The 18,568-nt window shown below is 62.1% G+C and carries 15 protein-coding genes; 5 read left to right on the top strand and 10 right to left on the bottom strand.

Going from position 1 to position 18,568, the window contains the following annotated elements; translation table 11 throughout:
- Positions 1 to 52: 52 nt before the first annotated feature.
- On the bottom strand, positions 53 to 3,148 hold the full coding sequence (locus E0502_RS10310; protein WP_161593762.1) for a CHAT domain-containing protein: 3,096 nt from the start codon (positions 3,146 to 3,148) through the stop codon (positions 53 to 55).
- 217 nt (positions 3,149 to 3,365) lie between these two features.
- On the opposite strand from E0502_RS10310, the gene E0502_RS10305 reads away from it, so the two are divergent.
- Positions 3,366 to 3,845 carry a hypothetical protein gene (locus E0502_RS10305; protein ID WP_137677926.1) on the top strand — a complete coding sequence of 160 codons (480 nt, stop codon included), beginning with the start codon at positions 3,366 to 3,368 and terminating at the stop codon, positions 3,843 to 3,845.
- Between the two features lie 4 nt (positions 3,846 to 3,849).
- Here E0502_RS10305 and E0502_RS10300 read toward each other — a convergent pair whose 3' ends face one another.
- The 6 genes from E0502_RS10300 to E0502_RS10275 form a co-directional block, all read right to left on the bottom strand.
- A complete protein-coding gene (locus E0502_RS10300) occupies positions 3,850 to 4,524 on the bottom strand; it encodes a nitroreductase (RefSeq protein WP_137677925.1) in 675 nt (224 codons plus the stop codon).
- Between the two features lie 2 nt (positions 4,525 to 4,526).
- Positions 4,527 to 4,952 carry a GNAT family N-acetyltransferase gene (locus tag E0502_RS10295; RefSeq protein WP_161593761.1) on the bottom strand — a complete coding sequence of 142 codons (426 nt, stop codon included), beginning with the start codon at positions 4,950 to 4,952 and terminating at the stop codon, positions 4,527 to 4,529.
- Positions 4,953 to 4,956: 4 nt separating this feature from the next.
- Positions 4,957 to 6,774, bottom strand: a complete 1,818-nt coding sequence (gene cobT, locus E0502_RS10290; RefSeq protein WP_137677923.1) for a cobaltochelatase subunit CobT — start codon at positions 6,772 to 6,774, stop codon at positions 4,957 to 4,959.
- A 9-nt stretch (positions 6,775 to 6,783) separates the two neighbouring features.
- Positions 6,784 to 7,437: a fructose-6-phosphate aldolase gene (gene fsa / locus E0502_RS10285; protein ID WP_137677922.1), complete on the bottom strand. Its 654-nt coding sequence runs from the start codon at positions 7,435 to 7,437 to the stop codon at positions 6,784 to 6,786.
- 83 nt (positions 7,438 to 7,520) lie between these two features.
- Positions 7,521 to 8,633 carry a hypothetical protein gene (locus E0502_RS10280; RefSeq protein ID WP_137677921.1) on the bottom strand — a complete coding sequence of 371 codons (1,113 nt, stop codon included), beginning with the start codon at positions 8,631 to 8,633 and terminating at the stop codon, positions 7,521 to 7,523.
- A gap of 116 nt (positions 8,634 to 8,749) precedes the next feature.
- Positions 8,750 to 9,439, bottom strand: a complete 690-nt coding sequence (locus E0502_RS10275) for a DUF4197 domain-containing protein (RefSeq protein ID WP_137677920.1) — start codon at positions 9,437 to 9,439, stop codon at positions 8,750 to 8,752.
- A gap of 57 nt (positions 9,440 to 9,496) precedes the next feature.
- Here E0502_RS10275 and E0502_RS10270 point away from each other — a divergent pair, with 57 nt between their 5' ends.
- From E0502_RS10270 to E0502_RS10260, 3 genes are read left to right on the top strand one after another with little or no spacing between them, the layout of a single operon-like run.
- The gene (locus tag E0502_RS10270; RefSeq protein ID WP_137677919.1) at positions 9,497 to 11,662 is read left to right on the top strand and encodes a primosomal protein N'; all 2,166 of its coding nucleotides are present in this window, start codon (positions 9,497 to 9,499) and stop codon (positions 11,660 to 11,662) included.
- Between the two features lie 15 nt (positions 11,663 to 11,677).
- The gene (locus E0502_RS10265; RefSeq protein ID WP_137677918.1) at positions 11,678 to 12,310 is read left to right on the top strand and encodes a glutathione S-transferase family protein; all 633 of its coding nucleotides are present in this window, start codon (positions 11,678 to 11,680) and stop codon (positions 12,308 to 12,310) included.
- A 35-nt stretch (positions 12,311 to 12,345) separates the two neighbouring features.
- Positions 12,346 to 13,911 carry a cryptochrome/photolyase family protein gene (locus tag E0502_RS10260; RefSeq protein WP_137677917.1) on the top strand — a complete coding sequence of 522 codons (1,566 nt, stop codon included), beginning with the start codon at positions 12,346 to 12,348 and terminating at the stop codon, positions 13,909 to 13,911.
- On the opposite strand, the gene E0502_RS10255 is transcribed toward E0502_RS10260, so the two are convergent.
- From E0502_RS10255 to ada, 3 genes are all read right to left on the bottom strand, one after another.
- Positions 13,905 to 14,804 (bottom strand): CPBP family intramembrane glutamic endopeptidase, encoded by a 900-nt coding sequence (locus E0502_RS10255; protein ID WP_137677916.1) that lies wholly within the window; start codon positions 14,802 to 14,804, stop codon positions 13,905 to 13,907. The two genes, E0502_RS10260 and E0502_RS10255, sit on opposite strands and share 7 nt — an antisense overlap.
- Before the next feature lie 83 nt (positions 14,805 to 14,887).
- Positions 14,888 to 15,781, bottom strand: a complete 894-nt coding sequence (locus E0502_RS10250; RefSeq protein ID WP_137677915.1) for a CPBP family intramembrane glutamic endopeptidase — start codon at positions 15,779 to 15,781, stop codon at positions 14,888 to 14,890.
- Positions 15,782 to 15,826: 45 nt separating this feature from the next.
- Positions 15,827 to 16,870, bottom strand: a complete 1,044-nt coding sequence (gene ada, locus E0502_RS10245) for a bifunctional DNA-binding transcriptional regulator/O6-methylguanine-DNA methyltransferase Ada (protein ID WP_240049018.1) — start codon at positions 16,868 to 16,870, stop codon at positions 15,827 to 15,829.
- A 117-nt stretch (positions 16,871 to 16,987) separates the two neighbouring features.
- Between ada and E0502_RS10240 the strand changes: the two genes are divergently transcribed.
- Positions 16,988 to 18,565: a S1 family peptidase gene (locus E0502_RS10240; RefSeq protein ID WP_137677913.1), complete on the top strand. Its 1,578-nt coding sequence runs from the start codon at positions 16,988 to 16,990 to the stop codon at positions 18,563 to 18,565.
- Positions 18,566 to 18,568 lie beyond the last annotated feature (3 nt).

Here is an 18,568-nt window from a genome sequence, read left to right as displayed (position 1 = left end):
TTGGTACGCAATGTGATAGCGCGGGTCCTTCTCAAGGCTTCTTTGTTCCGGTTCATTGGCCGACAACCGCTTCATCGGAGCCTTCGCCCGATGCCACGTTCGGCACAGGGGCTTTGCCGGAAAGCAGCGGACGCGAGGCGTCACCGATGATCGCAAAACCGCCCCAATAGAACGGGTGCGAGGTATCGGGCTCGTCCATCAGCACCCGCTGCGACTGGCGCAGTGCTGAACCAACGCTGCCCTGCCTGGCGCGGGAGAACATGCCGTTCATCAACCGCTCTGTTGCGCGAAAATCGTCCGGCGCGGGCCAATGGCTGGCCATGACCGAACGGCTCCCGGCCCCGACGAAGGAACGCACGAGACCGTCGAGCGAGGTGCCGCCGCCGCTGGTCAGGCCCGCCGCGCGCGTCGCTTCGATGCTGGCTTCGCCCGCTGTGTCGCAGGCAGACAGGATCACGATGTCGGCGTCGAGGTCGAGATCGAAAATCTCCTCGAACGAAAGCAAGCCGTCGGAATCACCGCGGCCGAAGGATGTCAGGAGCGCAGGCTTGGCCGGGCAGTCCGGGCGCGGCGGCGTGACCAGCCCGTGGGTTGCGAAGTGGATGATGCGGAATTCGTCGAGGTCTTCTTTCGCCCTGATCGCAGTGTCGCTGAACGCCGCCCCGGTAATCAGTTCGGATTCAGCCTGGCCGACCAATGCGCTCGCCGTAATCAATTCGGCATCATCGATCGGCTGGTTCCACAATTGTGCGTCCCAACCGCACGTGTCGCTGCCGCCGACTACCGCCGCCCGCAGCTGACCAAGGCGTGCATCGCCGATTGGTGCATTGTCGCCCATGCCCAGATAATCGCGATTTCCGCTGGCCGAGCCGACCCGGCGTGCGTCGACGAAAGCTTGGGCCGACACTGTCGTGCTGATGATCCGGTCGCGGCCGAACCACGATGTGCCGGTGAAGTCGAACCTGTCGCCTCCGGCAGCGAGGCGGGTGTCATACCGTGCAACCGATGCATCGTCGGTCACCAGGATATCAATCGGCAGGCGGAGCATCGCCCCATCGGGTTCGAAAATCAGGTGATCGATCCCGCTCAGCTCTGCCTGAAGCGGCCCGAACAGTGCCGCATACAGGTCGCGCGCCATGGCGAGATCATACGGATAGGTCGCGAACTGGCCGCCTTCGAACAACGAGATCGATGCGCGCAGCATATCGACATGGAAATCGAGGTCTTCCTCGGTCACCGTAGTCCGATAGGCGCGCGCGTTCTGCGCATCGGTGTAGAACAGGAAAACGTCACCGCCGATGATTGCCAGCCGGGCATAGGCCTCGCCTGGCTTCAGGGCAGATCGGAAGGCATCCAGTTCCATCGCCCTTGGCGTGACGACACGGTATTGCGGATAGTCGTTGAGCCGCACCTGCGTTTGCTGCTGCTCGCGTTCGAGCCGGTCGATCTGATCGGACAGCTCGCTCATTTCTTGCGCGACCAACGGTGACTGTTCGGCCTTGCCCAAGGCGGCATAGCGCATCCGCAATCGCTCGATGTCGCGCCCGAGATCAAGCGACTGCCGAAACAGCGCCGCGCCTTCATCGGAATTCGCACTCAGCTCGCGCGCAAGAACGGCCTGCGTTTCCGCCACACCCGGGCGCAGCAACACCTGCAACGCGCGGAAATATTCCGCAGCCGCATCCGGATCATTGTCTGCCCGCTCGGACAGAATACGGTAATAGGGATTGAGCTGGTTGGCGAAGCCCAGCACCGCGTTCCGCTTGCCCAGCGAGCGATCGATCACGGTCCGGTAGAGGTCCATCGCCTCGCTCTCGCGCCCGCGCCGCAGAAGGAAGCTTGCCAGCCGTGCCTGTGCGCCGCTGACCGCACGGCGCTCAGGATATTGCAGTTCGAGAATTTCCAGCCCGTTGCGCAGAAGCGTCTCGGAATCGCTGAAGCGATCGGACTGTTCCGCAATCAACGCCAACTCGCCGAGGATCTGCGCGCGCATGCGGGCGATCGACGTCACCCGCCCGTCGCGTACACCGATGGCGCGCGAATAGGCCTCGAGCAGCGCCAGCCGCGCGCCGTCGCTGTCACCCTCGATGCGCAGCCCCGTACCGCGCAGCTGCAGCGCCTGCGCGTCGATGATCTCTGCACGTTCCTGAGGTGTAAGCTTCAGCTCATCGACAAAACCGAGCAATGAACTTGCTTCACCCGACTGGTTGATGCGCGCTGAAAGGGGCAGAGTAATCTGCAAGCCCGTAGCAAGATCGGCCGCCCCGGCGGCCGAACCGTCAAGGCCGCGCCCGGCCCGCTCGATAGCCTCAAGATAAAATCCCTGATTGAGCAAATGAAATGCTTCGAAATTGCGCTGGAGCCGGCCGGCCACCGGATCGCCTTCAGTCAGTTCTTCCGCATCGGCAAACAGGCGATTGGCCTCGGCAAATTGCCCGAGGTTGGATTTCTGCAAGGCGCGGTTGATCAAAAACTCGCCGGGATTGATGGTCTCGTCATCCTCGCCTTCAAGCCGCTGCTGGAGCGTTTCGAAATAGGCCGCCGCCTCTGCATACTCGCCGCCCAGATTGCGCCGATAGCCTTCCCACAGCGCCTGTTCCGGCTTGAGCGTCTCGGCCTGCACGCGCGCGAAGGACAGCGGGTCGAGCACGGATGTCGTCGCGACATCGATCGTCCCTTGCGCGATGGCATTGTTGCGCACCGATTTGAGCGCCAGCTGCGTCGCGCTGTCATAGGCAGCAAAGCCCTCGGCCACGAAAATCATGTCGCCAGACTCGGCCCGGTACCGGTTCCACTCGAGATCGGTCGCCCCCGACAGCTGGCAGCTTTCGCGCCGAATCCCATCGCCGATACTGGCCAGTCCGACTCTGGCCGGGCATTCGGTATTTTCCTCCCGCACCGACGGCAGGTTCGATCCGTCGTCCTTGAAGGCATAAAGGGTTGCAACCGGCCGCGCGCTGTCGCGACATATAACCGCCCATCGGCGGTCGAACATCGTGCGTTTTGCCGGATTGCCGACACTGCGGTCCTGCACCTGGCACAAAATGCCATTGCCATCGCCGATCGGAAAACTGTCTCTGACAAGGGGTGGCTGCGTCTGCGCGAGCGCAGGGGCCGAAAGGCCGGTGCCTGCCAAAAGACAGGACAAAATAAAGGCGCCTCGCCGTTGCACGATGTGCTTCCCTCCCCAAGGAATGGGGGCCGAAAGCATTCCGACCCTGCGTGCGCGACCCATGATTTTCTTATTATGTCTAAGGAGCCTAGACGCTGATTCGAGTCGCATCTAGGATATTTTGGACACTTGCCGGATATGGCATCGGAAGCGCTTCAATCACTTGTCGATTGACAGCAACAGGGGATTTACAATGCGGGTCATTTTCATTGCATTGATCGCCATCGCTGCCGCCGGATGCCAGGATGACTCGGTTCGGGAGGGCACGCACGCAGAGGCAAGCACTTCGGCCGCCCAGCCTGCCGCAAGCCAGCCGGAGCAGACCATTGCTCAAGCCCCATCCGTTTCCAGTGACGAGCAGCAAGTGGCACCAGTTAGCCGGCCCGGCTGGAAATCGGCGCTCTGCGCGGTCGAAAGCAGCGGCGAAGAATATCGCGGCCCGTGCGATTTCTTGGCGGAACGGGGCGGGACCTTTTCAGTGCAGATGCCCGGAGGCAACGAAGCGATTGCGCCGGGCGTGGCCAACATCACTGTCGCGGTGATTGCGCCGGGAGAAGCCGAAGTGCGCGGACTGACCCTCGACGGGATCAATTCACGCTGGGGGTCCGCAATACGGTCGCAGGAAGACCCGGCATGCTGGCTCGGCAGCGATTTCCGGGTCTGCGCTTACTGAGCAGTCAGTTCCAGCCGTCCCACCGGATGGTTTCGTCCAGCGGCGCGCGGGCAACCGTGAAATTGTTCACCGCTGCATCAGGATCGCGATAGCCGATCGCGACACCGCAAAAGAATATGTGATCTTCCGGAATATCGACCACTTCGCGGATTTGCGGCGAGTAGACCGCCCAAGCCTCCTGATAACAGCAGTCGAGCCCCTCCTCGCGCAGCAGCAAGCCAATGGTCTGGAGCCACATGCCGATATCGGACCATTGCGGCGGTCCCATATATTTCGGCGTGTGAACCAGCATCAGCACCGGCGCGCCGAACGCGCGGAAGTTGTTGGCGAACCACATCAGCCGCTTTCCCTTTTCCTCGCGGGTGATTTCAAGCGCGCCATACATGTCCTCGCCAACCCCGCGGCGGCGCTGCTCATAGGCCCCGTCGAGTTCGGGCGGATAGACATTGTATTCCGGCGCAAACGCCTCGCGCCCCTTGGGCAATTCCTGCGCGACCCGGTCGAACAGCCGGTGCATCGGCTCACCGGTGACGACGATCCCGTGCCACGGCTGGGTGTTCCCGCCGGAAGGCGACCGCTGCGCCTTTTCGAGGATACGGGTCAGGGTTTCGCGCTCGACGGCCTTGTCGAGGAATGCGCGCACGGAGCGGCGAGTCTCGACGGCTTCGGTTACGTTCATTTTTACTCCCATTCGAACACGGTCGCGCCGCGTTCTTTCATGTCTCCAAGTGATCTGTAGAATGCGATCGCCTGCGCATCATCCCCTTCGGCAGCGACCCATATCGGCCAAAGTCCATTCATTTTTCCGTATTCCTGCACCGTCCGCATCAACCGCGTAGCAATCCCTAGCCTCCGGAAACCTTCACGTGTCTCGAGCTCGTTGACAAACAGATGGGGCAGCTTGTCGGGATGGAGAATGCTCGTCGCGCTAACGAAACCCGCCACTTCACAATCGTAAAACGCCAGCCAAAGGAACTCGCGATCGCTGGCAAGAAAATCGTGCGTCTGGTCCGGGATAGGGCGGTTGTCGAAGATGCCTTGAGCGGCGATCACGACAGCATGGTCATCCGGGCCCAACAAGCGGATGTCTATCGTCCTTTCAGCCAAGCGATCACTCCACCTCGAACAACCCAGCGAGTTGCTCGATTATCGTCCCGCCCAGTTGCTCCACATCCATGATCGTTACCGATTTCTTGTAATACCGCGTTACGTCGTGCCCGATCCCGATTGCGGCGAGTTGCACCGGCGAGCTTTTCTCGATCCATTCGATCACGCGGCGCAGGTGCTGTTCGAGATAGCCGGCGTTGTTCACGCTGAGCGTGCTGTCGTCGACCGGGGCGCCGTCGCTGATCACCATCAGGATGCGGCGGTCCTCGGCGCGGGCAAGCAGGCGCTGGTGCGCCCACATCAGCGCTTCGCCGTCGATATTTTCCTTGAGCAGACCCTCGCGCATCATCAGGCCCAAGTTGCGGCGCGCGCGGCGCCAGGGCTCGTCGGCCTTCTTGTAGACGATGTGGCGCAGATCGTTGAGGCGGCCGGGATGCGGCGGCTTGCCGTCGGCGAGCCAGGCCTCGCGGCTCTGCCCGCCCTTCCATGCGCGGGTGGTGAAGCCGAGAATCTCGGTCTTGACCCCGCACCGTTCCAGCGTGCGCGCCATGATATCGGCGCTGATCGCGGCGATGCTGATCGGCCGCCCGCGCATGGAGCCGGAATTGTCGATCAGCAGGGTCACGATGGTGTCCTTGAACTCGGTATCCCGCTCCATCTTGTAGCTGAGCGAGTGGCCGGGGCTGATGACCACACGGGCGAGCCGTGCGGCATCGAGCATCCCCTCTTCCTGGTCGAAATCCCAGCTGCGATTCTGCTGCGCCATCAGGCGGCGCTGGAGCCGGTTGGCGAGCTTGGTCACCACGGACTGCAAGCCGGTCAGCTGGCTATCGAGATAAGCTCGAAGCCGGTCCAGTTCCTCGCTGTCGCACAGCTCGGGTGCTTCGATGACTTCGTCGAACCTGTCGGTGAAATGCTTGTATTCGAAATCGTTCGGGAGATCGGTCCATGGCCGGTTGGGGCGCACCGGAAGCATGCCCTCGTCGCCTTCTTCGCCAGCTTCGCCATCGGACATTTCTTCCGAGGATTCGAGCTCGGTTTCAGCCTCCCCGTCGCTCTCGCCCTCGGCCATTTCGCCGGCCATTTCGGTCGACTGCGGCTCCGCCCCGTCGGCCTCCTGATCGCTCTCGTCCTCTTGCTCGTTCTCGCCCTCGTCGTCGTCGCCTTCGTTGTCGTCAATATCGCCCGCGTCATCGGGACGCGTAAGCTCGAGATGCTGCAACATGTCGAGTGCAAGCGACTGAAAGGCCTCCTGATCATCAAGCGAAAGCGCGAGCGATTCAAAATCACCCCCGGTTCGAGCCTCGATGAACTCACGCACCATTTCGACACCGGCGCGCGCTTTCTCCGGGATCTGCGCGCCGGTCAGTTCTTCGCGCAGCATCAAGCCTAGCGCGCTCTGCAACGGGACGTCGTTCTCCCCTTGCGCCCGCGTGATCGGGTCCGAAGCCGTGCGCAGTTCGGTCGCGGCCTCAAGATTGGTCCGCATCCCGCTGAAATTATTGGCCCCAAGCGCTTCATAGCGAACCTGCTCGATCACATCATAACAGGCGCGGGCCACCGGCTCCGGCGGCGCGTTTTTCGTATGGAGAGCCTCATTGTGATGGCGCAGCTTGAGCGCGAAACTGTCCGCAAACCCGCGCGCTTCGGCAGCTTGCTCGGGCGGCAAGTTCCGTCCGGGCAAAGGGACGCGGAAATTCTTCCCGCTCGCCGATGGCGCATCCGCACTCCACGCGACCTCCACCTCAGGCTCGCGCGCCACCGCGCGGGCCGTGCCGGTCAGCGTTCGCTTGAAGCGATCAAGGGGCGTTTCGTCAGCCAAATCCCGGGATCAGAGAATGCTCTGTCCGGTCTTCTCCCAGTCGGCAAGAAAGCCTTCGATACCCTTGTCGGTCAGGATATGCTTGAACAGGCCTTTGATCACCGCCGGCGGCGCGGTCATCACGTCGGCGCCGATCAGCGCGCTTTCCAGCACATGGGTCGCGTGCCGCACCGATGCGACGAGGATTTCCGTGTCGAACGCGTAATTGTCATAGATGTGTCGAATGTCGCGGATCAGGTCCATGCCGTTCGATCCGTTGTCGTCATGCCGTCCGACGAAGGGCGAGATAAAAGTAGCGCCCGCTTTCGCTGCCAGCAGAGCCTGATTGGCGCTGAAGCAGAGCGTGACATTGACCATTGTGCCATCTGCCGTCAGCGCATTGCAGGTCTTGAGCCCGTCGATCGTCAGCGGCACCTTGATGCACACATTGTCCGCGATCTTGCGCAGGACTTCGGCCTCTTTCATCATCGTCGCGTGATCGAGCGCGACAACCTCAGCGCTCACCGGACCATCGGTGATGCCGCAGATTTCCTTCGTCACTTCCATGAAATCGCGGCCCGACTTCGCGATCAGCGAGGGATTGGTGGTAACGCCATCGAGCAGGCCGGTAGCGGCCAGTTCCTTGATGTCATCGATTTCGGCAGTGTCGGCGAAGAATTTCATGTGCGCGTGTCCTTGCGGGATGGGTGATTCCCGCAAGGCTTTAGCGTCAGGTTCAAACCACGGCTAGGGGTTGAGCCGCGCTGTCAGGCCCCGTAGCTCGCTTCAAAAATCTCATCGCAGAAAAAATAGGTCTCGCCGTTGATCCGTTCGATACTTGTGATCACCCCGTCGATTGCCTCAGCGACTTGGACCTTGCCCTGCTGATCGGTGTAGCGAGAGCGTTCGACCTTATCGACTTGCCGCCGTTCGCTGCCGTCGCGGTTCACTACGAAGCCAGCCGCTGCCAGCCGCTGCGCCACAATTTCGACCGGCTCAGCAAAACGAATGCCGTCGCCCCACACCCCGTGCGATTCTTCTACGAAGGTGGTGAAGGTTCCAAGCACCGTGAGCCCGTTCCAGCGCCCTTTCACATCCGCTTCCACCCGCACGATGCTTTCCCATTCCTTTTGCGGCCGGGTGATGCGGCCGGTCACTCGCTGACCGGTGTCCGGCACAGATGTGGTTGCAGGCTTGGTCAGGTAGTCTCGGTCATCAATTCTGTAAGCGCCCTGCATCATGCGCTGCCATCCCTCGCTGAAATGGCAACGCTTGGGGTTCTTGAAGTCGAGCCAGGCGAGGCTCGGCAACCGGTTCTGCACATCGACTGTCGTCGCCGCGTTGCGCAATCCGCCATAGGGTCCGTCGGTCGCGAGCTGCGTCGCAAGCTGGATCGCTTGCTGGTCGATAACCGCCGTATCACTGACGCTGCTGCTCAGCGAAGATAACAGGTCCAGCGCTTCGCTCCGCAGCGAAGCGTCGTCTCCCGACAGCTGGTAGGCCACTTGTGCATAGAGATACGCCTGGTCGCCCCGGCCCAGAAATTGTGCTGCCGAGACGAACCCTTCCGGTACGCCGCGCATCCCCGCCTCGACGAAATATTCACCCGACTTCTCTTTGCAGCGCGAACGACTGAGCGCGGTCAGGATCATCGATTGGCTGGCGGACTCTTCATACTGACAGGCATGACCGAGGGCGTAATATTCCTCACCCGTGGTGAGCTGGCCCTTTTTCTCGAGGCTGCGCAGCTTCTTCCGTGCGTCGGTGATGTTCTTGTATCGCTGGAACACCGAACCATAGATTTCGTTCGGCGAACGCGCCTCTGCCGATATCGCGACCATGCTGCTACCCACCAGCCCGAAAGCAAATATCGCTGACACAATTCTCCGCACAACACCCCCCTCTTCACCGCCGATAACTGACTGTAAGAGAGAGTCTTAAGTTGCAGAATCGGATTTTTGAACCCCCTTTGGAACGAATAGCGCGCCAGACGGGGTCAGAGATTGCCCAGACCGAATACTCCGATCAGCAGCGGATCGTTGGTGGCGCGCGGGTTGCGGCGGATTGCCGCCTCTTCGACGCCCATCTCGTCCCATATCGCGTTGTTGATCGTGTCCGAGAACCGTGTCGCGACCCGTCCCACATCGACCCCCGCCAATTGCGTGATTGCGCGGGCAATGACCGGATCGCGCGCGAGCCTGATGCCTTCGCCAAGTTCAGGGATCATCGCCTCGACCAGAGTATTGCCCATCTCGCCGCGCAGGAAGCTGGTGGCAGCAGTCGGGCCGCCGCGAACGAGCTGTTCGGCCGCTTCGAAACCGACAATCCGCACAGTGTCGGCAACGATCGGAGCGGCTCGCTCGGCCCCTTCGATAGCAAGATCCGCGAACGCGCCTTCCAGCTGGTCCTTGAACAGCGCCGATGTGAGGATGCCCGACAGAATATCGCCGCGCGCACCCATGATGTTGTTCAGGCCGATCCGTTCGACCTGACCGTCCCAGAAACCGCCAGGGGCAGTCAGCCGGGCAAACGCGCGTTCGCTCGACAGTAACAACAAACGGCGCACCGCATCGGTCAGACTGTATCCGGGCAAGGCTGCGCAGCCCGATAGCCCGACCACGCTTGCCGCAGATGCTGCCGCGATAAATGCGCGCCGATTGAAGTGTACTTGAACAATCTCGGTCATTTTCGTCTTCCTTCCCTTGCCGCGCATGGCAGCCGGTGCCCATATGTACGGTCAAACATGAACCGCGTCCGCTGCCTCGTCTTCAATGCCGCTCTCGGCCCGCTCGACTATCGGGTGCCCGATAACATGACAGTCGAGTACGGTTCGATTGTCGTGGCACCGCTCGGGCCGCGACAGATCATCGGCATTGTCTGGGAAGAGGAACGCCTGCCGACCGATCCGGTGCCCGAAAACAAGCTCCGCCCGATACTGGAGGTGCTGCCGGTCCCTCCGCTCCGGCCTGAATTGCGGCGACTGATCGAATGGACTGCCAACTACTACTGCGCGCCGCTCACTTCGGTTGCGCGGATGGTAATCTCGTCCGGCGGGGCTTTGCGCGGCCCGGCGACGATCACCGAGTATCGCTTGTCAGGCGGCTTGCCAGAGCGGATGACACCGAAACGCGAGCAGGCGATGGGCGCGCTCGAAGGCGAACAGGCGACGATCCGCGAGCTGGCGGAACTGGCCGATGTGTCGGACGGAGTGCTGCGCGGACTGGTCAATCAGGGCGTGCTGGAGCCGGTGGTGGTCGATTGCGACCGCCCCTATCCGCGCGCGGACGACGCCCACGCCACAGTCGAGCTGAACGAGCAGCAGACAGCGGTTGCCCGCCAGCTTGCCGAGGCGGTTCAGTCCCGCAAGTTCGCGCCCTATCTGCTCGATGGGGTGACGGGATCGGGCAAGACGGAAACCTATTTCGAACCGATGGCCGCAGCGCTGCGAATGGGGCGGCAAGTTTTGGTCCTGCTACCTGAGATCGCTCTGACCGAAGCGTTCTTGCGCCGGTTCGAAGACCGGTTCGGTGCGCCGCCCATCGTGTGGCACAGCTCGCTAAAATCGACCGAGCGCCGCCGTGCGTGGCGCGCGATTGCCAGCGGTCAGGCGCAAGTGGTCGTCGGCGCGCGATCGGCCCTTTTCCTGCCCTATGCGAACCTCGGCCTGATCGTGGTCGATGAAGCGCATGAGATCAGCTTCAAACAAGACGAGGGCGTGCGCTACAACGCGCGCGATGTCGCGGTCATGCGGGCGCGGTTCGAGAAAATCCCGGTGGTTCTGGCCAGCGCGACACCGGCGCTCGAAAGCCTGCAGATGGCGGAAAGCGGGATTTACGAGCGTCTCGACCTGCCGAGCCGATATGGCGGGGCACAATTGCCTGAAATCCGCATCGTCAACCTGACTGAAGAACCGCCCGAGCGCGGGCGATGGCTCGCCCCCTCACTGACCCGCGAGCTGTTCGTACGGCTCGAACGCGGCGAACAGTCGCTGCTGTTTCTCAACCGGCGGGGCTATGCCCCGCTGACATTGTGCCGCAATTGCGGCTTTCGCTTCCAATGCACCAACTGCAGCGCATGGCTGGTCGAGCATCGCTTCAGCAAGCGCCTCGCCTGCCATCATTGCGGCCACGAAGAAAAGCCCCCGCTCAATTGCCCCGAATGCGGAGAGCCAGAGTGTCTCGTGGCTTGCGGGCCGGGGGTCGAGCGCATCGCGGATGAAGTGGCAGAGATATTGCCGGATGCGCGCGTCGCGGTCGCCACGTCCGACACGCTCAACACGCCGGAGAAAGCGGCGGAGTTCGTCGCGCAGGCTGAAGCCAAGGCAATCGACGTGATCGTCGGCACGCAGCTTGTCACCAAGGGGTTTCACTTTCCCGAACTGACGCTGGTCGGGGTGGTCGATGCCGACCTGGGCCTCGAAGGCGGCGATTTGCGCGCGGCAGAACGGACCTACCAGCAAGTCGCACAGGTGGCCGGGCGCGCAGGGCGCGGGGCCAAACCCGGCACCGTGCTGATCCAGACGCGCCACCCCGAAGCCCCCGTTATCGAAGCTCTGGCGGCCGGCGACCGCGATGCGTTCTACGACGCCGAAACCGAAGCCCGCCGCCACGCAGGCGCGCCGCCGTTTGGCCGGTGGGCCGCAATCATCGTTTCGTCCGAAGACGAGACAGAAGCCCGCGAGGCTGCCCGCGCAATCGGCGGCACGGCTCCGCATTTGCAGGACATAGCCATTCTCGGCCCTGCCCCCGCCCCGATGGCTCTTTTACGCGGGCGTTATCGTTATCGCCTGCTGGTCAATGCCAGGCGCAGTGCGCAAGTGCAGGACGTGATCCGCGACTGGCTGGCAAAGCTCGACTTGCCCCGCACGGTTCGCGTAAGCATCGACATCGATCCCTATAGTTTTGTCTGAGAGGAATAGCCCGACATGCTCACCATTCACCACCTGCGCATTTCACAATCCGAACGCATCGTCTGGCTGTGCGAGGAATTGGGGCTGGAATACGACCTGAAACTCTACAATCGCGATCCGGAAACCCGGTTGGCCCCGCCGGAGCTTAAAGCGCTTCATCCGATGGAGATCGCCCCGCTTATCGAAGACAACGGCACGCTGCTGGGTGAGAGCGGAGCCATCGTCGAGTACATCGTGGGAAAATATGCGCCCGATACCGGCCTTGTTCCCGGGCCCGATCATCCGGACTTCGCCGACCATCTTTACTGGTTCCATTTCGCCAACGCGACATTCATGACCAATGGCATGATGCAGATCGCAGTGGGCGCAGTCGGCGCGGAAATGCCACCTTCGCTGGGCAAACGCGTGTCCAATGCCTGGGCGCAGGTTGAACGCCGGTTGGGCGAAGCCGACTATTTTGGCGGATCGCAGCTGACCACTGCAGACATCATGATGGTGTTCCAGCTGACCACCAGCCGCGCGTTCAACAACCTCTCGATCGACGACAAGCCCAACCTCAAGGCCTATCTGCAGCGGATCGGTTCGCGCGAGGCATATCAGCGCGCAATGGCCAAGGCCGAACCCGGTTTTCCGCCGAAGCTGGATTGACGGGAGCGAAGCGCAAGATCGTGCGTTAAAGGCCCATGTCTTCGCAACGACCGATCCTCGTACCCATCCTGGGCGACCAGCTGACCCGCGACATTGCGTCGCTGCGCGGGAGGGCCAAGGACGACACGGTCATCCTGATGATGGAAGTCTGGGACGAGGCGACTTACGTCAAACACCACAAGCAGAAGATTGCCCTGATCTTTTCCGCCATGCGCCATTTTGCGCAGGACTTGCGCGATGCCGGGTGGACCGTGGACTATGCAAGCCTGACCGACGAGGGCAATGCCGGCGGTTTCTCCGGCGAAGTCGCGCGGGCGGTCGAGCGGCGCACTCCCCGCGCCATCCATGTGGTACAGGCGAGCGAATGGCGGGTGCAGCAGGACATCGAGCAATGGCCCGACAAATTTGCTTGCGAAGTGGACATCATGCCGGATGACCGCTTCGTGTGCTCGCTCGACGAATTCAATGACTGGGCGGAGGACCGCAAGACGCTGCGGATGGAGTATTTCTACCGCGAGATGCGCCGCAAGACCGGAATCCTGATGGATGAAGACAAGCCCGAGGGCGGCGAGTGGAACTATGATAGCGAAAACCGCAAACCACCCAAGGACGGGCTGAATGCCCCACAGCGTCCGCTGTTCGAACCGGACGATATCACGCGTGAAGTGATCGAACTGGTCGAAGATCAGTTTGCCGATCATTTCGGCAACCTGGACCGCTTCGGCTGGCCGGTGACCCGGGCACAGGCGGAAGAAACCGCAGATGCCTTTTTTGCCGAACGCCTGCCCTTCTTCGGCGACTATCAGGATGCAATGGTCCACGGACAGGACGACCTGTTCCACTCGATGCTGTCGACCAGCATCAACCTCGGGCTGCTCGATCCGCTCGAGTTGTGCCAGCGGGCCGAGCGGGAATATGAACAAGGCAACGCCCCGCTCAATGCGGTCGAGGGCTTCGTTCGCCAGATCATCGGCTGGCGCGAATATGTGCGCGGTTTCTACTGGCGCTTCATGCCCGGGCTGGAGAGCGACAATGCGCTCAACGCGCAGCGGGGGCTGCCGGAGTTTTACTGGACGGGCAAGACCGACATGCGGTGCTTGGCCGATGCCATCCGGTCGACCCGCGAAAACGCGCATGCCCATCATATCCAGCGGCTGATGGTGCTGGGCAATTTCGCGCTGATCGCGGGGATCAGTCCGCGTGAAGTGCAGGACTGGTTCCTGGTGGTCTACGCCGACGCCTATGAGTGGGTCGAACTGCCCAATGTCGCCGCGATGGTGCTCTACGCCGACGGCGGTAAGCTCGCTTCGAAACCCTATGCTGCGAGCGGCAATTACATCAACAAGATGAGCAATTACTGCTCCGAGTGCAAATACAGCGTCAGCAAGAAAACCGGCGAAGGCGCGTGCCCGTTCAACGCGCTCTATTGGCACTTCATGGATCGCCACCGTGAACGGCTGGAGAAAAACCCGCGCATTGGCCGGATCTATTCCAACTGGGACCGGATGGGCGAAGACCGGCAGGCCGAATATCTCGACAGTGCGGAAACGTTTCTGGACACGCTGGAACCTGCACAAAGCGGCTGGGCGCGCGATCAGTAAGCGGTAATCGGCTCGCCCTTGCGGCTCCACATCGGTTTGACGATCCGGCCCTTGCGCGCTGCGAGCACGAGCATCCAAACGCCGGCGCCGGTTGCGACCACCAGCGCGAAGATAGTCGCCTCCAGGCCAAAACCACCACCGGCGAGCAGGCTTGGTCCTTCAAGTTCGGCGGCAATCACACCGTCGAAGTCATTGCCTGAAACCGGAACGTCCCACAGGCCCTGGACAACGTTCCACCCGGCATGGATTCCGATCGCCAGCCACAGCGAGCGGGTGAGCATATAGGCACCGCCCAGCAGAATGCCTGCTTCGATGGCGATCGCGACCGAAGAAAAGACCGTCGCATTGTCATTCCACGCATGGCCGAAACCAAAAATGAGCGAACTGATCCCGAGCGCGATCCAGCTACCGGTCATCTCCTCCAGCCAGCGCAGGATGATACCGCGGATCAGCAGCTCCTCGAAAAAGCCGGCATAGACGCCTGTCAGCAGCACGATCGTGGCAAGGTCTGTGCCCTCGCCGCTGCCTTCAATGCGATACACGCCGAACGCCGCAGCCAGTGCCACGCAGATACTGATCAGCATTCCGCCGAACACAAAACCCAGAGCGGTGTCCTTGAAAGCCCCGGCAAGCGGCAGATCATCGTGCTTCTTTCCGCCCAGCCGCCTGATGATCAGCTTGTAGGCTGCAGCGGACAGCACGACGAGCAAGAGAACGCTGCCGAGGAATTTCGTTTCCTCCGGCAGCGCAAGGCCGTCTGAATATGCGTATGAGATTTGCATCAGGCTGACGATCCCGATGATCACCGCGATGGCCACCAGCATGGCGGTCAGCGGGAATTCCCACACTTTGCGCCACAGCGGGCGCTGTGCAGATTGCTCTGAGGCTTCCATAGATCGACCCGTTCCCCTTCAGGCCTATCCTATGCTGTTCCGAACATAGTGGCGCAAGTCATACGCTGTTGGTATTGCCGAGTTTATGGCTCGCAGACCGCTCGCTGCCAGCCGAACGGCAGCCAATGCCCCACCGCGGCCGCCTTGCGCGTCACCCACACAGCAAAGAGCAATCCGATGCCAAGCGCGATGGCTGAACTGCCCAGCCCCATGATCCCGCCGGAAAGCCAGTCGCTGCCCCCATATTCGGAGATGACAAGCCCTTCATACTGGATACCCGAGACAGGCTCCCCCCAGCCGAGAGCCAGCGTCACATTCCAGCCCGCGTGCAAACCAATAGGCAGCCATAGCGAGCGCGTGAGCATATAGGCACCGCCCATCAGCAGCCCGAAAACGACCGCTTGAGAAGCAATGAAGAGCGGTGCCGCGTTGGGAGAAAACGCCTGAATCGCACCGACCAGTGCGCTTGTCAGGATCAGGGCGAGGAAGCTCCCTCCCGCCTCTTCAAGCCACCGGAACAGAATGCCGCGGAGGAGGATTTCCTCGATCACGGCGGCGGAAATGCCGGCAACAACCACGATATACAGCGCGTCCACCATGCTGCCCCAACCGGCAATGCCGTAAACACCCGCAAGCATTGCGATGCCGACCACTGCAGAGATCAGCGCTGCCCCCGTGCCGAGACCGATGGCGGTGTCTGCTAAGACGCCGCGCAGCCCGAGATCATCCTTGCGGAACCGGCCAAGCCGCGTGATGACCAGCTTGTAAACCGTCACACAGGCCAGAACGGGGATCATCTCGCGCACCACCATGTCGACCGCTGGCGACAGCCCCGTGTCCCACTGCACCATTGCGACGGCAAAACCGAGCCATACGAAGACGAACAGGCTTGCCGCCACAAACGCGGCGGTGATCGGATGGTGCCAGAGCTTTTGCCACGCGAGTGCGAAGGCTGAACTGTGCGTTGCCGTAGTCATTGCGACTCCTTTTCACCGCACAGGACTGGCAACTCCCGTCCATCGTCAATCGCGTTTACCATCCTCCCTGCGCAGCAGTTCCGATTTGATACGGGTTCCGTAAGCATAGCCGCCCAGCCCGCCGTCATGGGCGATGACCCGGTGGCACGGGATCAGCACCGCGATATTGTTCGCCCCGTTGGCCCCGCCCACCGCGCGGCTGGCCTTGGGTTTGCCCAGTGCTGCGGCAAGCTGCCCATAGCTACGCGTTTCGCCCGCCGGAATGGCGCGCAAGGCCTGCCACACGCTTTGCTGGAACGCGGTACCTTTTACATCCAGCGGAATGTCGTTTCCGGTGCCGGGTTGCTCGACCGCAGCGACAACACGTTCAAACAGATCACGGAACGAATCGCCGCCTGCCACCAGTTCGGCATTAGGGAATCGGGCGCGCAGCTCCTCTTCGCTTTCATCGAATGACAGGCAGCAGACCCCTGTTTCAGTGGCTGCAACCAACATCGGCGCGATGGTCGTCCGGATCACTGCAAAGTGGATCACGCGCCCTTCCCCGCCGTTCTTCCAGTCGCTGGCGCTCATCCCCATCTTGCCCTCCATCGCGGCGTAAAAGCGGCTCGGCGCTTCAAAACCTGCATCATATATTGCATCGCTGACCCGGGCCGCCCCGCCCAGTGCATCCTTGGCCCGCTCCTCACGCAGCGCGCGCTGATAGGCGGCGGGTGACAGGCCGACCGTCCGTTTGAAAACCCGCTGGAAATGGGTCGGCGAGTATGCGGTCAGAATTGCAAGCTGTTCGAGTGAGACCGGCCCTTCGCTTCGCTTGAGCAGATCGAGCGCGTCCTTAATTGCCCCCTCCTCACGCGATTGCTGATCGGGGGCGCAGCGTTTGCAAGCGCGCAAGCCCGCCGCCTCCGCATCTTCGCAGTTCGCGTAAAACCGGACATTCTCACGCTTGGGCGCCCGCGCCGGGCAGGACGGGCGGCAATAGATCCCGGTCGAATGCACGCCGGTTACAAACACTCCGTCGAAACGGCGATCCTTTGCCAGCGCGATTTGCCAGCGGTCATCGTCGGAAAGGTCGTTCTGCGATTCCATGTCGGCCATCCTCGCTAATCTGCCACCGTGCCACGCAATGCACCAGATAGCAGCGCAGTTATCCCGCCGCGTCCCGAAGCTTGCGATCAATGTGGCGGCGGCATAGACAGCCCGGCGATGACACGTATCCTATCCGCACTGCTGGCGCTTTGCGCTCTCGCCCTGCCGCTGACTGCCCGGGCCGATCCCGCCGATATCGACGCCGCCGCGCGCGGGGTCGTGCGGGTCGTTATCATCGGCACCGATGGCGATGAAGTCTACCCGATCAGTCATGGCACCGGCTTTGCCGTTTCGCCCACGAAGATCGTCACCAACGCGCATGTCGTACGTGAGGCGGCGCAGGACGACACACTTCGGATCGGGATCGTGCCGAGCGAAGGCGACGATGCGACCTATGCGCGGATCCTCTCGGTCAGCCCGAGGAATGACCTTGCCCTGATCGAGATCACCGGCGCACTACGCCTGCCACCGCTGACCCTGTCAGCCAATGGCAACCGCGACAGCGGGCAGGTCACCTCGGTCGGCTACCCGATGAATGTCGACCGCGCACAGGGGCTGGAGATAGACGACATCTTCAATTCGCAGCCACCGGTGAAATCGCCAGGCTTCATTTCCGGGGCGCGGCCCAGCCGACAGTTCGACAGCATCCTGCACACTGCCCCCATCGCACGCGGCAATTCGGGCGGCCCGCTGCTCGACGGATGCGGGCGTGTTCTCGGGGTCAACAGCTTCGGGGCGGATTCAGGAAATGCGGATGCGGAGTTCTTCTTCGCGGTCTCGATGCGCGAGCTTATCCCGTTCCTGCGCGCGAATGATGTGGCGGCACGGATCAACGAACTGCCGTGCCGCAGCCTCGACGATCTCGACGCGGCAGAGCGCGCGCGAATGACTGCCGAGCAGGAGCAGGCGCGCAGCGAACTGGCCGCAAGAAACCAGCAAGAGCGCGAAAAACGCGAACGTGCCCAGCTGGAAGCCGAACTGGAAGTGCAGGCCGAGCGCGAAAATGCCATGTTGTTCACGCTACTCCTTCTGGCGCTTGGCGCAGGGGCCGGGGTGATCGCGTGGCAGGGCTGGCAGCAGCGCCAAACCGCACCGGCCAGCCCCGAAGAAGCCGCCAGCAATATTGGCGAGCGCAAGCTGATGATCGGCGGGACGATTGCCACCGTTGCACTCGTCGCTGCGCTAGCGCTGTGGTTCACCCGCCCGGGCCTCGACGCGATCGATCGCAAGGTGGCCGCTGCGATGGCTGACGGCGCTGAGGAACCGGACGCGCCGGACACGCAGGCATCGGGCAATGGCACCCTGACCTGCACGCTCGACATATCGCGCAGCCGCGTCACCGGCGCGCCCGACGAAACAGTCGAATTCGACTGGAATGAAGGTGGCTGCGTCAACGGCCGCACGCAATACGGCCTTGCCGCAGGCGACTGGAGTCGCGTGTTCGTGCCCAACCAGGACGCGGCCGTTTCGATCAACACCTATGATCCGGACAGCGGCACTTTCCGCACCGACCGCTATCTGCTCGGCCGCAATGACATGAGCGCCGCCCGCGCAGCGCGCGGAAAATACACCCCGCCCAGTTGTGACAGCGAGAATGCCGGCAGCAAGCTTGGCGACCTGCAGGGCGCGGTGACGTCGCTTCTGCCACCCGCGCCGAACGAACGGCTGGTGTATAAGTGCGAGGTCAAGGAGTGAGCG

Source organism: Parerythrobacter lutipelagi, from assembly GCF_005434975.1.
In the GTDB taxonomy this organism is placed as follows: domain Bacteria; phylum Pseudomonadota; class Alphaproteobacteria; order Sphingomonadales; family Sphingomonadaceae; genus Parerythrobacter_A; species Parerythrobacter_A lutipelagi.
Note: the sequence above shows the minus strand (reverse complement) of the source record. Positions and strands in the feature narration are given on the sequence as shown.